This window comes from uncultured Clostridium sp., assembly GCF_963515715.1.
Taxonomy (GTDB): domain Bacteria; phylum Bacillota; class Clostridia; order Clostridiales; family Clostridiaceae; genus Clostridium_AW.
This window is the reverse complement of sequence record NZ_CAUPZS010000009.1, coordinates 1-14,550: the sequence shown is the minus strand read 5'-3', so window position 1 is coordinate 14,550 and position 14,550 is coordinate 1. Positions and strand designations below refer to the sequence as shown.

The 14,550-nt window shown below is 31.4% G+C and carries 12 protein-coding genes, 1 riboswitch and 3 other annotated features; of the genes, 1 reads left to right on the top strand and 11 read right to left on the bottom strand.

Annotated elements, in window-relative coordinates:
* Positions 1–6: 6 nt before the first annotated feature.
* The 10 genes from pheT to ytxC form a co-directional block, all read right to left on the bottom strand.
* Complete coding sequence (gene pheT, locus RYO54_RS08405; protein WP_315117478.1) at positions 7–2,385, bottom strand: phenylalanine--tRNA ligase subunit beta; 2,379 nt, start codon at positions 2,383–2,385, stop codon at positions 7–9.
* Between the two features lie 23 nt (positions 2,386–2,408).
* Entirely contained in the window at positions 2,409–3,428 is a 1,020-nt protein-coding gene (gene pheS, locus RYO54_RS08400; protein ID WP_315117476.1) for a phenylalanine--tRNA ligase subunit alpha, read from the bottom strand.
* Positions 3,429–3,479: 51 nt separating this feature from the next.
* Positions 3,480–3,697: a binding site (T-box leader), on the bottom strand.
* Positions 3,698–3,754: 57 nt separating this feature from the next.
* Positions 3,755–4,540, bottom strand: coding sequence for an RNA methyltransferase (locus RYO54_RS08395; protein WP_315117475.1), 786 nt, complete (start codon positions 4,538–4,540; stop codon positions 3,755–3,757).
* Between the two features lie 14 nt (positions 4,541–4,554).
* Positions 4,555–5,217, bottom strand: coding sequence for a TrkA family potassium uptake protein (locus RYO54_RS08390; RefSeq protein ID WP_315117473.1), 663 nt, complete (start codon positions 5,215–5,217; stop codon positions 4,555–4,557).
* 11 nt (positions 5,218–5,228) lie between these two features.
* Positions 5,229–6,575 (bottom strand): TrkH family potassium uptake protein, encoded by a 1,347-nt coding sequence (locus RYO54_RS08385; RefSeq protein WP_315117471.1) that lies wholly within the window; start codon positions 6,573–6,575, stop codon positions 5,229–5,231.
* A gap of 149 nt (positions 6,576–6,724) precedes the next feature.
* On the bottom strand, positions 6,725–7,084 hold the full coding sequence (gene rplT / locus RYO54_RS08380) for a 50S ribosomal protein L20 (RefSeq protein WP_315117470.1): 360 nt from the start codon (positions 7,082–7,084) through the stop codon (positions 6,725–6,727).
* 30 nt (positions 7,085–7,114) lie between these two features.
* Positions 7,115–7,312 (bottom strand): 50S ribosomal protein L35, encoded by a 198-nt coding sequence (rpmI, locus tag RYO54_RS08375; RefSeq protein WP_315117469.1) that lies wholly within the window; start codon positions 7,310–7,312, stop codon positions 7,115–7,117.
* 22 nt (positions 7,313–7,334) lie between these two features.
* Entirely contained in the window at positions 7,335–7,856 is a 522-nt protein-coding gene (gene infC / locus RYO54_RS08370) for a translation initiation factor IF-3 (protein ID WP_315117467.1), read from the bottom strand.
* Between the two features lie 21 nt (positions 7,857–7,877).
* Positions 7,878–8,012, bottom strand: a sequence feature (ribosomal protein L20 leader region).
* Between the two features lie 48 nt (positions 8,013–8,060).
* Positions 8,061–9,983 (bottom strand): threonine--tRNA ligase, encoded by a 1,923-nt coding sequence (gene thrS, locus RYO54_RS08365; RefSeq protein ID WP_315117465.1) that lies wholly within the window; start codon positions 9,981–9,983, stop codon positions 8,061–8,063.
* Between the two features lie 74 nt (positions 9,984–10,057).
* Positions 10,058–10,276 (bottom strand) — a binding site (T-box leader).
* 48 nt (positions 10,277–10,324) lie between these two features.
* A complete protein-coding gene (gene ytxC / locus RYO54_RS08360) occupies positions 10,325–11,230 on the bottom strand; it encodes a putative sporulation protein YtxC (RefSeq protein ID WP_315117464.1) in 906 nt (301 codons plus the stop codon).
* A 125-nt stretch (positions 11,231–11,355) separates the two neighbouring features.
* Here ytxC and RYO54_RS08355 point away from each other — a divergent pair, with 125 nt between their 5' ends.
* A complete protein-coding gene (locus tag RYO54_RS08355; RefSeq protein WP_315117462.1) occupies positions 11,356–12,057 on the top strand; it encodes a DUF6873 family GME fold protein in 702 nt (233 codons plus the stop codon).
* A 254-nt stretch (positions 12,058–12,311) separates the two neighbouring features.
* Positions 12,312–12,414: riboswitch (SAM riboswitch) on the bottom strand.
* 33 nt (positions 12,415–12,447) lie between these two features.
* On the opposite strand, the gene RYO54_RS08350 is transcribed toward RYO54_RS08355, so the two are convergent.
* Positions 12,448–14,070 (bottom strand): carbohydrate-binding protein, encoded by a 1,623-nt coding sequence (locus RYO54_RS08350; protein WP_315117460.1) that lies wholly within the window; start codon positions 14,068–14,070, stop codon positions 12,448–12,450.
* Positions 14,071–14,550 lie beyond the last annotated feature (480 nt).

Genomic DNA, 14,550 nt, shown 5'->3' with positions numbered 1-14,550 from the left:
TAGAATTTATCTTAGAGTTGCTCCTAACCTATTTTCTAGAGTTCTCACTATTTTATCATGTACCTTATTTACTTCTCCATCTGTTAAAGTTTTATTTTCAAGTCTATATACTATAGAATAAGCAACACTTTTCTTGCCTTCATCTATTTGTTTACCCTTGTATATATCAAATAGTTTAATATTCTCTACCATTTTTCCGCCTTGTTTAGCTATAATTCCTTCAATATCCTGTACCATAACCTCATCATCAACTATTAATGCGATATCTCTAGTTACTGCTGGATATTTTGGAAGAGGTTTGTAAGCTTTATTTACATTTGCATATTGATATAATAAATCTAAGTTTAACTCAGCTACATAACATCTTTCTTCTACTCCATAATTATCTGTAATATCCGGATGAATTTCTCCTAAAGTTCCAAGTAACTTTTGTCCAATGAATACTTTTGCTGTTTTTCCTGGATGGAAAGAAGGATTTTCACTTTCTCTTTTATAGTTTATATCCTTTATACCTAAGCTATCTACTATATTTTCTACAATACCCTTTAAATCTAAATAATCTACCCCGCCGTATATACCTAAAGTTGCTATGTTTATCTCTTCTGGAAGTTCATATTCACTTTCCTTTGGTAGATACACCTTTCCAATTTCAAATAATCTTGCTCTTTCATTACTTCTCGAATAATTTCTAGCTAAAGCTTCCATTATAGAAGGAATGGAAGTACTTCTCATTATGCTATAATCTTCCCCTAAAGGATTTTTTATTTTAACTACATTTCTAAGAGGACTTTCTTTAGAAATCAGCACTTTATCAAACACCTTTGGACTTACAAAAGAATAGCTTATAGATTGATTTAAACCGCTTCCTATCAACACTTCAACTATGCTATCTTTTAAATGCTGCTTCTTAGTTTTTCCTCCTCTTTCGCTAGTGGACTTAAGTAAAGTAGTAGGTATATTGTTATATCCATAAATTCTTGCAATTTCTTCAGCTACATCTTCTTTAATATTTATATCACTTCTAAATGTAGGGACTTTAATGACTAATCTCTCTTCTTCTATTTCAGTTTTTAATTCTAATCTATCCAAGTATTCTTTCATATTTTCTTTTGATATTTCTGTTCCTAAAAATTTATTTATCCATATATATTCTACTTCAATAGCCTTGGTCTTTAATGGATTTGGATATACATCTATAGTTCCTTCCATTACTTCGCCAACGCCTAATTCGTTAATTAAATTACATGCTCTATCTATAGCAATTTGAACTAAGTTTGCATCTAGATCTTTTTCAAATCTTGATGAAGCTTCTGTTCTTAACCCTAGTTTCTTTGAAGATACTCTAATATTTGTACCCTCAAAATTTGCACATTCAAAAATTATTTCAGTAGTATCTTCCTTTACTTCTGAATTTAATCCTCCCATTATGCCAGCAAGAGCCACTGCTCTCTCCCCATCTTTTATGCATAATACATTAGAATCTATATTTCTTTCTATTTCATCTAAAGTAGTAAACTTTTCTCCATCTTTAGCTCTTTCAATAATTATGCTATTAGATGTGATTTCTCTAGCATCAAAAGCATGCATTGGCTGACCTAATTCTAACATTACAAAATTAGTTATATCTACTACATTATTAATAGGTCTAACACCTGCTTCCATCAACCTTTCTTGCATCCAAGCTGGTGATGGAGCTATTTTAACATTTTTTATTCCTCTAGACATATATCTTCTACATAAATCATCTCTTATTTCTACTTTTAAAATATCATTTATGTTTTCCTTGCATTTACTCACATAATTAATTTCTGGTTGCTTATACTCAACCCCTAGAGTAGCTCCTGTTTCTCTAGCCATACCTACTACACTTAAACAATCTGGTCTATTGGATGTAATTTCAAACTCAATTACTGCATTATCTAATCCTAATACTTCTTTTATATCTTTTCCTATTGGAGTTTCCTGTGGTAGTATTAGCAATCCTTCCGCAGCTTCTTCTCCCCCAATTCCTAACTCATCTGCTGAACACATCATTCCATTAGATACTATACCTCTTAATTTACCCTTCTTAATTTTTACTCCACCTGGTAAATTTGAACCATGTACAGCGACTGGAACTATATCTCCTTCTCTCATATTTTTTGCTCCAGTAACTATTTGTGTTAGTTCTTCCTCCCCAATATTAACTTGGCACACAACTAATTTCTCAGCATCTGGATGAGGTACAATAGAACTTATTTTACCTGTAATTACATTTTTAATTTCATCTTCTGATGTAACAACTTCTTCTACTTTTGAACCAGAAAGGGTAAGTCTATCCCCTAGTTCTTTTGCTGAAATATTTATATCTACATAATCTTTTAACCATTTAACTGGAACTTTCATTTTACTTGCCTCCATTCATAATATTAAAATTGATTTAAAAATCTCATATCGCTTTCATAAAGTAATCTAATATCATCTATTCCATACTTTAACATAACCATTCTATCAACGCCAAAACCAAAAGCGAATCCACTATATACTTCTGGATCTATTCCACAATTTCTTAGAACCTGTGGGTGTACCATACCGCAACCCAACAATTCAATCCATCCACTTCCTTTGCATACCTTACATCCTTCGCCATCACATACAAAACATGTGGCATCCATTTCTGCTGAAGGCTCTGTAAATGGGAAATGATGAGGTCTAAATTTAGTTTTAACCTTATCCCCAAACATTTTTTTAGCAAACATTTCTAAAGTACCTTTTAAATCTGCAAAGGTTATTCCCTTATCTACTACTAACCCTTCCATTTGATAAAATATAGGTGAATGAGTAGCATCTACGGCATCGGAACGATAAACTTTTCCAGGAGCTATCATCATTATAGGAGGTTTTTGTTTCTCCATAGTTCTTATCTGTATTGGAGAAGTTTGAGTCCTTAAAACCATTTTATCATTTATATAAAAAGTATCCTGCTCCCCTTTCGCTGGATGATTTTCAGGTATGTTTAGCGCCTCAAAATTATAGTAATCTAATTCTACTTCTGGACCTTCTTCTATAGTAAATCCCATGGATATAAATATATCAATCATGCTTTGTAAAGTTAAGTCTAAAGGATGTCTCTTACCTAAAATATTTCTCTTACCTGGTAAGGATATATCTATAGTTTCATTTTTTAACCTTGAATTTTTATCTTTATTTTTCATCTCACTTGAAGCTTCTTCTATTAAATTTTCTATAACTTCTCTCACTTCATTAGCTATTTTACCTACTATAGGTCTTTCTTCCGAACTTAATCCACCCATTCCTCTTAATATTTGGGTCAACTCACCCTTTTTTCCAAGGTATTTAACTCTAATGCTATCTAACTCAACTTTATTTCCTATAGTCTTTAGCTCATTTATAGCACTTTCTTTAATATTTTCTAACTTTTCTCTCATTGTATAATGCTCCTTTCAATAATAATTTATAAAATAAAAAAGCCCATCCCTGATAGGGACGAACTTATATCCGCGGTACCACCCTGATTAGCATAACATGCTCATCTTTCATAATTTATCGGTTATCAACCGCTAATCGCTACTAAATCCATTCACAATTAGAACTCAGAAGGGAACTTCAATATAATAACTAATAAAAAGGCTTTCAGTCTAGGGCCCTTTCTCCCTGAAGTAATCCTTATATTTACTCTCTTCTTCACCGTTTAAATATTATATTTTATGTCTTTAATTTAAAATTCTACATATTTATAATTGAATTGTCAATGCTAATTTGCATTTTGCCTAACTATTTCGAACATAATCACTGCTGCCGCCACTGCTACATTAAGTGACTCTGCTCCTCCAGGCATAGGAATTTTAAAGTTTTCATCTCCTAAATTGAATATTTCCTCACTTATTCCCTTACCTTCGTTACCTATACATATTACTACCTTCTCATTTTTCAAACTTAAATCATATATGTTATTTCTTGATTCTAGGGAACTTACTAAAAATTTATATCCTTTTTCCTTAAGACTTTTTATGAAAGTTAAATCTCTGCTATCTAAAATTGGAATATGGAATACTGATCCCATGGTAGACCTGAGAGTTTTATCATTATAAACATCCACAGTTCCCTCCATTGTGACTACTCCTAATGCACCAGCAGCATGTGCAGTCCTTATTATGGTCCCTAAGTTACCCGGATCTTGGACTTTATCAACTAGTACATAAAAGCCCTCTTTATCTTCTATAGCTATCTCTTTATTTTGTACTACCGCTATTATTCCTTGAGGATTTTCAGTATTACTTATTTTTTTAAATATTGAATCCGTAAGTATATAAACCTTAGTATTCTCTTCTATCTTGTTATTAATCCCTAATTGGTAAAATTTATCCTTTGATTTTTCATTTATAAAAATATAAGAAACAGTAAAATTTGAATCTAATGTCTCCTCAACAAATCTAAATCCTTCAACTAAAAATTTCTTTTCTTTATCTCTGTATTTTCTTTCCTTTAACTTTTTTATATCTTTTATAATAACATTATCCTTGCTAGATATTACTTCCAATATGATTCCACCCTTTATCTAGAAACTAAGTTTTCTAATTTATTTAAGTTTTCCGTTTCACCAATAGCCACAACTATATCTCCTGGTTTAATAACATCATCTGCTGTTGGAGATACATTTATATCATTATTCCTTTTAATAGCTACCACATTTATTCCATAATTAGCCCTCACGCTTAAATCATTTAAAGTCTTTCCATGCCATGCTGTAGGACTCAATACTTCTGCTATGCTGTATTCTGGAGATAACTCAATATAATCAAGTATATTTTCTGAAACTAAATTATGTGCTACTCTAACACCCATATCTCTTTCTGGTAATATTACTCTGTCTGCACCTATCTTATGCAGTACTTTTGCATGGAGTTCGCTATTTGCTTTAGCTATTATATATTTTACCCCTAGCTCTTTAACAATTAATGTAACCATTACGCTTGCTTGTATATCTGAACCAATAGTTACCACAGCTACGTCAAAGTTACTTATACCTAATGATCTTAAGGTATGCTCATCTGTAGCATCTAATTGTACTGAATGAGTAACATCATCTGATACACTTTGAACTATATCTTCATCTGAATCAATAGCTAATACATCATTCCCAAGGGAATATAAAGTCTTAGCTACAGAAGTTCCAAATCTACCTAATCCTATAACAACAAACTGTTTCTTTTCCATTTAAACCTCTCCTATCCCACTAATATTTTTTCCTCTGGATACTTTATATTACTTGAAGTCTTTTTCCTTGATAAAGCTAAAAATAAAGTTAAAGGTCCTATTCTTCCAGCATACATAGTAAAGGCAATAATTATTTTACCTGCAAAACTTAATTTAGTAGTCAATCCTAATGTCAATCCAACAGTTGCAAAAGCAGAGGTTGCCTCATAAAGAAGATATTCCAACGATGCACCAGCTTCAGTTATTGACAATACCATTGTAACAAATATAACAAGTCCTAAACCTATAACTGTAATTGCCAAGGATTTATATATTGTATCCTTTGGTATTCTCTTTTTAAAAGCTTCCACATCTTCTCTACCTTTAACTATAGAGATAACCGCTAATATAAGTAATCCTACTGTAGTAACTTTAATACCTCCTGCTGTAGATCCAGATGAACCTCCAATAAACATTAATATTATGGTCAAGAATTTTCCTGCAGTAGTCATATCTGATGTAGATATGGAGTTAAGTCCAGCAGTTCTCGGGCTAACAGATGCAAATATAGATGATAAAACCTTGCCCTTAAGCGACATATCCTTCATGGTTCCTGGATTATTGTACTCAAGTATAAACATAAGTATAGTTCCACCTACTATTAAAAATGTAGTAACAGATAATACTATTTTAGAATGTAGAGATAATTTCTTTAAAGTCTTAAAGTTATAAATTTCATGCCAAACATAAAATCCTAAACCACCTATTATAATCAAACCAGACATTGTTAAAATTATAACAGTATTATCATAATATCCCGTAAGGCTTTGGAAATTACCGAACAAGTCAAAACCTGCATTACAAAATGCAGAAATAGAATGAAATATACTATAATATATACCTTTCGCTAATCCAAACTCAGGGATAAATTGAGTTGCAAATAACAACGCTCCCCCAATTTGTACTGAAAAAGTAAATAACAATATATACTTAGCCATTTTCACTAACCCTTGTAGGGAAAATGAATTTAGCGCTTCTTGCATTATTAATCTATCTTTTAATGTGATTTTTTTACCTAATATTAAAGCAATCAAAGTGGCAAAAGACATAAATCCTAATCCACCAATTTCAATTAAAAGCATAATCACCGTTTTACCAAAATAATTCCAATGGGTTCCAGTGTCTACCGTTATCAATCCCGTAACACAAGTTGCAGATGTAGAAACAAAAAAGCAATCAATAAGTGGAGTACTCTCTCCGCTTTGAGTTGCTATTGGTAAATGTAATAAAATTGTTCCCATAAAAATTACAACGGCAAAACCCAGTGCTAGTATTTGCACTGGAGTTAATTTAACTTTTTTAAAAACATTGATTTTCATTGTAAGCACCTCATACAACAATTTCATTTATCATATATTATGAAACCAATCTAATTTATTATAGCATTAATGTAATTTATTATAGCACTTGAGCTTACATTGTCAAATTATATAAATTAAAAAATGCAGCATTAAGGCTGCATTTTCTATTAAGCGTTTAATTTTTCTTTTGCTATCTCTACTAATTCAGAAAAAGCCTTTTCATCATTGATAGCTATTTCTGATAACATCTTTCTATTTATATCTATTCCTGCAAGCTTAATGCCATTCATGAATTTTGAATATGATAATCCATTCATTCTTGAAGCTGCATTTATTCTTGCTATCCATAACTTTCTAAAGTCTCTTTTCTTTAATTTTCTGCCAACGTATGCATTTCTTAATGCTCTTATAACTGTTTCATTAGCTGTTTTAAATAACTTGCTTTTTCCACCGTAGTATCCTTTTGCAAGTTTAAGTACTTTTTTATGATTTTTACGAGCGTTTACAGCTCTTTTAACTCTTGCCATTTAACGTAACCTCCTTTTTTCCTACTGTAATTATAGATATGGTAACAATTTCTTAATTGCTTTTTCCTGACATTCTGCTACATATCCAGTCTGTCTAAGATCTCTTTTTCTTTTAGAACTCTTCTTTGTTAATATATGGCTTTTGTAAGCTTTCGCTCTCTTTAATTTACCAGTTCCTGTAGCTTTAAATCTTTTTGCTGCACCTCTATGTGTTTTCATTTTTGGCATAGTGTGTTCCTCCTCTCAATATTCATGATTTTTTTGGCGCTAAAACCATCGTCATATTTCTTCCTTCTTTTTTAGCTGGCTTTTCAACCACACATACATCTTCAACTTTTGAAAGAAATAGACGAAGTATTTTTTCTCCTGTAAAGGAGTAGTCAGCTTCTCTACCTCTAAATCTTACTGTAACTTTTACCTTGTCTTCGTCCAATAAGAACTCTCTAGCATGGTTAGCCTTTATTGATATATCATGCTCTTCAATAGTAGCACTTAATCTTATTTCTTTTATATTAATAACTTTTTGTTTTTTTCTTGCCTCTTTGTCTTTTTTAGATTGTTCATAAACAAACTTACTATAATTCATTATCTTACAAACAGGCGGCTTTGCTGAAGGAGCAATCATTACCAAATCTAATTCTCTTTCCTCCGCAATTTTTAGGGCCTCCGCTGATGATAGTATTCCTAATTGTTCACCTTCATCTGTTATAACCCTAATTTCATTCTCTCTAATTTCTTCATTTAATAAGAAATCTTTATTAATACTATTCACCCCCTAGGTGTTATAAAAAAATAAACAATATAAAAAAGGACGGCTATAGCCGTCCCTAAATACAAACACCATAAGTACAATATAATAACGTACTTTTACATTGAACCTTACTAGCCATGCTGTAAGGTGAGAAACGGCTGGTTTCTTCTTAACAGATAACATTTTACTATGTTACTTAAATTTTGTCAACATATATTTTAAATATTATAATGAACAATTATCGTAGCACTTATTCTTTATTTCATCAGTTATATGAGATATAAAGTTCTCTATTTCCATAGCCCCTAAATCTCCATTAACTCTACTTCTTATAGCTACTTTATTTTCATTCATTTCTTTATCCCCAACTACTATCATATAAGGAATCTTTTGAAGTTGAGCTTCTCTTATCTTATATCCTATTTTTTCATTTCTAGTATCTATTTCTACTCTTATACCTTTGCTCTTTAAAATTTCTCCAACCTTATTTGCATAATCTCTTTGTGCATCTGTTATATTCATAATTCTAACTTGAATTGGAGCTAACCAAGTCGGGAATGCCCCTGCATAATTTTCAATAAGTATAGCTATAAATCTTTCAATACTTCCAAATACAACTCTATGAACCATTACTGGCCTGTGTTTTTCTCCATCTGCTCCTACATAGTTTAAATCAAATCTTTCTGGCATTTGGAAATCAAGCTGTATTGTTCCGCACTGCCATGTTCTTCCTATGCAATCTCTTAAATGGAAGTCTATTTTAGGACCATAGAAAGCCCCATCTCCTTCATTAACTTTATAGCTAAGTCCTATTTCCTCTAGAGCTTCTCTTAATCCATTTGTTGCAGCTTCCCAATCTTCATCGCTACCCATTGAATCTTCTGGTCTAGTGGAGAGCTCCACATGATATTCAAAGCCAAATACCTTGTATATACCATCTATTAACTTAATTACTTTTAATAATTCATCTTTTATTTGTTCCTTTGTCATAAATATATGAGCATCATCTTGTGTGAAGCATCTAACTCTCATCATTCCATGAAGGGCCCCAGATAATTCATGTCTATGAACCAATCCTAACTCCGCTAATCTTAACGGAAACTCTTTATATGAGTGTAATGAGTTTCTGTATGTTAATATTGCTCCAGGACAGTTCATAGGTTTTACAGCAAAATCTTCTTCATCTATTTTTGTAAAATACATGTTTTCTTTGTAATGATCCCAGTGACCTGAACGATGCCATAACTTCTCGTTTAGTATAATTGGAGTTCTAATTTCTTGATATTCAGCCTCTGCATGTTTTTCTCTCCAGAATCCCTCTAGTTGATTTCTTACAACCATTCCCTTTGGTAGGAAGAAAGGAAATCCTGGGCCCTCTTCAAGTATGGAGAATAACTCCAACTCTTTACCTATTTTTCTATGATCTCTCTTTTTAGCTTCTTCTAACATTTTTAAATATTCATCTAACTCACTCTTCTTAGTAAAAGCAGTTCCGTAGATTCTTTGAAGCATTTTATTTTTTTCATCGCCCCTCCAGTATGCACCTGCTAATGAAAGAAGCTTCACTGCCTTAACTTTACCAGTTGAAGGCACATGAGGTCCTGCACATAGGTCAGTGAATTCTCCTTGTTTATAAAAAGAAATTACTGCATCTTCTGGTAGTTCTTCTATTAATTCTACTTTATAGTCTTCTTTTTTTTCTTTCATAAACTTTATAGCTTCTTCTCTTGGCAACTCAAATCTTTCTAATGGTAAATCTTCTTTAATTATCTTTGCCATTTCCTTTTCAATATCTTGTAGCATCTCTGGTGTAAATGTTACATCTGCATCAAAATCATAGTAAAATCCAGTATCAATAGCTGGTCCTATAGCTAGCTTAGTATTAGGATACAAATTTTTAACTGCTTGTGCCAATATATGTGAAGCTGTATGTCTTAATGTCCATTTTCCATCCGAATCCTCAAAAGTCAGTATCTCTAATGTACAATCTTCATTTATTTGAGTCATAAGTTCTCCATCTTTTCCATTTATCTTAGCTCCCAAAGCTTTCTTGTAAAGGGCTGGACTTATTTTCATTGCAACATCACTAACTTTTGCCCCTTTTTCTACTTCTATTACTTTTCCGTCTTTTAAAGTTACGTTAATCATGGTTTACCTCCCGATTTTATATTAAATTTATAATAATTAATAATATTTTCAAAAAATAAAAAATCCTCCCAATATAATGGGACGATCTATTCGCGGTTCCACCCAGATTGATAGTAAAACTATCCTCTTTAGTTCCTTTAACGCAGGTTACGGGATTGCTTACTCAAATATTAATTTCAGCATCCAGCTCTAAGGTGGTTTTCAACAAATACTGATAAGAAAACCTTTCAGCCCATGGGTTTCCATCTCTTTTAACAGATCTTTTGTTTACTCTTCCTTGTCATAGCTTTTATTTTCTTTTTATTATTATATTCTTATTAGCCTTTATTGTCAACAGTTCTTTATCTTTTAACATCACTCTTATTTCTTAAATCAGTACACATTTTACATTCCTCACAAAAGTAAACTCTATTTATAAATACATTTTTTATGGTGTTCAGAATTTCATTATTCTTACAGTTTTTATCACCATGTATTATTATTTGTTCCGGGCAATAAGTTATTAATCCACTTATTAAAATATCTTCCATGTTTATACTTCCGCTAATCCTACTATCCATAAAATCCTTTACAAAATCCTCCATTATATCTTTCCCCTCTTTATCCAATACACCATAACTTCCATCATCTTTAATCAGTATATTTAGCATGTCAATTTTACTATCCTGTATTTCAACAAAGTACTTTAGTAGTTTTATAAATTCATTATATTCTTTTTCTATTAGATACTCTTCTACTACTTTATCTATAATCTTTTCTAATCCACTTCTAAGGACCTTCATTCTAAAAGTTAAAAAACCACTTATATTTACTTCTTCTTTGTTTTCAACACATTCAAGAATTTTTTTTATTATTTCATTTTTACTATTTATATAAAATATACTATTATCATTTATAGCTGGACCATCATCTTTAAAAACATTTATGCTTATATGTCTTATTTCTTTTAGTTCATCTAAACTGAGAAAAAAATATGTCTCTGTTATAAATTCTGTTATATATTTTTCATTAAATTCCTCTACTAAAGCTTTGTATAATATATTGGATATGTGTAGATTAAAAATATTTACTGCCTTTTCATTTAAGCTATCACCGTCAAAAGATATATTTATGAAGTGAGTTTTTTCTTCCATACTCTCTGATATTCCTATGTTAATTCCTTTGCATCTAAAGTATTCCTTCATCTCCTCAATCTCTTCTACCAATCCATCAAAATCATTTTCATAAACAAGTTTTAAATATTGCATGCCACTCACTCCTTTCTACAATAGTATGTGTGTAATTAAAAGGTATATTCATAATGGAAAAACATAAATATCGACAAGTAAATTTTTTTAATTTAAAATTAACATAACATAGTATGGAGGTTTTTATGAAAAATTATGCAATAATTGATTTTAGAATATCTAAAGAAGAAGAAGATAATTTAATAAAATTAGGGTACCACATAATAACATGTCCCCCTTGTTCTAATCTTTACGATTCTGTATGTGGTCATCCTGATATGCTGATCCATTTTATAGATAAAGAAAATATAATACTTCATAAAGATATAGAAAATAACTTTATAAATTTCTTTAAGAACCTAAAATTTAATGTATTTTTGTCTAATAAAAGTTTAGAAACTAAATATCCAAATAATATAGGATTAAACGCAGTTAATTTAAAAAGTTATTTCATACATAATATTCGCCATACAGATAGCATATTACTAAATATGATCACCGATAAAAAATTATTAAATGTAAAGCAAGGATATACTAAATGTTCCACAGCAATAGTTAATGATAATGCAATCATCACCAGTGATATTGGAATTGCCAATGCAGTTAAAAGAGAAAACATAGATGTACTACTCCTCCCTCCCGGCGATATAATACTTCCTGGTCTAGATTATGGTTTTATTGGAGGCTGCTGCGGGCTTCTCCATGAAAATAGATTAGCTTTTTTTGGAGACTTGAATTATTACGCTTACGGAAAAGAAGTTTTAGAATTCTTATACAAATATGATGTAGAACCAATTTATTTAAGAAGGGGAAAACTTATAGATAGAGGTAGCTTGTTTGTAATTTAACTATTAAGTACATTCAACACCATGACTTCCTTTATTAGCAATTACTCTTTTCATACCTTTAAGCATATTTTCTCTAGCTAGAATTCCTTCAAGTAAGTTATTAGTATCATCTACTACATTGTTTCATCTTTCTCTCTTTGCTAACGCCTATATCACCTTCGGCGCTCGGGACTTTCACCCTATAGATTGCGCCCATGCTGGGGGCACATAAAAAAATAAGCTAGAGAAAAATCTCTAGCTCAAGTCGCGAAATTCTCTCATCTTTCAGTTAAATCTGCAGGATTTAGCACCATGTATCAAATATATACTGGTTGCCGGGTTTCATAGGGTCAGTCCCTCCACCGCTCTTGATAAGAACTTACATATTTAATATTTTATTGATGTTCTATTTTACTTTATTAGTTCCCACGGTGTGTCCCAGGAATTTTGCACTGCCGTATCTGGTGCAAATCCTTGTGTCCACCATTTAGCTTGATAAACCTTTCCTTTATAGCTAACTTTATCTCCTGCCCAATATATTTGTTGTAGATTATATGAAGGAACGTCTCCTCCATCTTCAACATCTTCAACATCTTTACCATCTTCAACATCTTTACCATCTTCAACATCTTTACCATCTTCAACATCTTTACCGTCTTCAACGTCTTTACCATCTTCAACATCATCTGAATTTCCTATTAGTTCCCAAGGTGTATCCCAGGAGTTTTGTACTGCTGTATCTGGTGCAAACCCTTTTGTCCACCATTTAGCTTGGTAAATCTTTCCCTTATAGCTAACTTTATCTCCTGCCCAATATTCTTGCTCAGACTTATATGCAGGAACCCCATCTACTTCTCCTCCGCCTTCACCATCTTGACCATCTTCACCATCTCCACTATCACCTGGTTTCTCTATTACACCTGAACCATCATTTGAATCATAATTTGAAAGTATTTTACCAAACTCAAATTTTTCTTGTAATATAGAACTATCTGTTATAGATACGTAATTTGTTGAACCCTTAGGATTTTGATAATCTCTATTTACTGACCACATACCTATAAGTCCCATTCCTACTGTTTTACCAAAGTTAGCAACCTCTCTTGCTTCATTTTGGTCAAGTACACTTCCACTATAATCTAAACCATTCATAGGAGTTACTCCTATCATTTTCCAAATATCTTTATCAGACTTTTGTATATTGGCTTGTGTGTATATATTCTTTAATTGTTTGTGAACGCTTTTAGCTGACTCAATAACTAAATCTCCCATAGTTCCATCTGGAGCCTTATATCCAAAACACATAGTCATTACATTTACTCCACTTAGCTCAACACCATTTTTAACAGCACTCTTTACTACATCCACACCATTAGTCATACCTGAAGGCAATACAGGTAATGTATACCATATTTCAAGTGGATGATTTTCAGCTTTAAGTTCCTTTTGAAGTAATGCAATAGCTTGTGAACGTCTTTCTATGGAAGCGGTATCAGCTGTCCAGGCTCCTTCAATATCAAAATCTACATGAGTTAATCCATAATCTTTAATTACTTTCTTATATGCATCTTTTAATTTATTAACATCTTTAATTGATGCTGCTAATGGAGTATTCGCTTCACCCCCAAAAGATACCATTACATCTCCGCCCATTTGTCTTAAAGCTTTAATTTCTTTTAATAATCCACCACCTTGATAATCTGTAGGTCCTTCTTCCATATCATAATAGGTTCCCCAGGAAGGTTCTCCATTTTTATCAACTACAAATCCTAATATAAAATGTTTAGTTCCTGTTTCCTTTGCGTATTCAGTAAGGGAAAATACAGGGTATGAACAAGCATCTACATATGGTGCAAAAACAGTAGATCCCCAGTATTCTTCTCCTATTCCTATATTAGTAGCTATTTTAGACTGTACACTACTAGTTGTCATCTCTTTAGCTTGGACTATATTTTTTTCTGTAAGAATTGCCAAGGTAGCTCCTGAAGCTACTAATACTGATAAAACAAGTGCAGTAAGTTTTTTTGATTTCATAATATATACCTCCATATTATTAATATTTTAATAAGATAAATAGTACAACCTTAATAATTTTTAACTACTATTGAGAGTATTATTTATCATTTGAGAAATTACGTTTACATCACTAAATTCGTTAATAATTATACAAACTTTAATATTTTTTTAAATTGATTTTAACTTTTTATAAAACATTAAAATTCTACCCATTCATTAGTGTGTATAATATTTATAAACTAACCATAAAATTCAAAAACTTATTATATATATGGAGGAAATATATATAAATGCAGTATATTTATGAAAAAAATTTAAAATCTAGGTTATAAACAAAAAACGACAAAAAATTTATGAGGATATCTCAAAATAAAAATAGCCTACACTATTAACTCTCTACAAGTTACAGCATAAGCTATCTTTAGTAAATCACCGATATTAATTTGGAGGCGCCACCCGGATTTGAACCGGGGGATAGAGGTTTTGCAGACCTTTGCC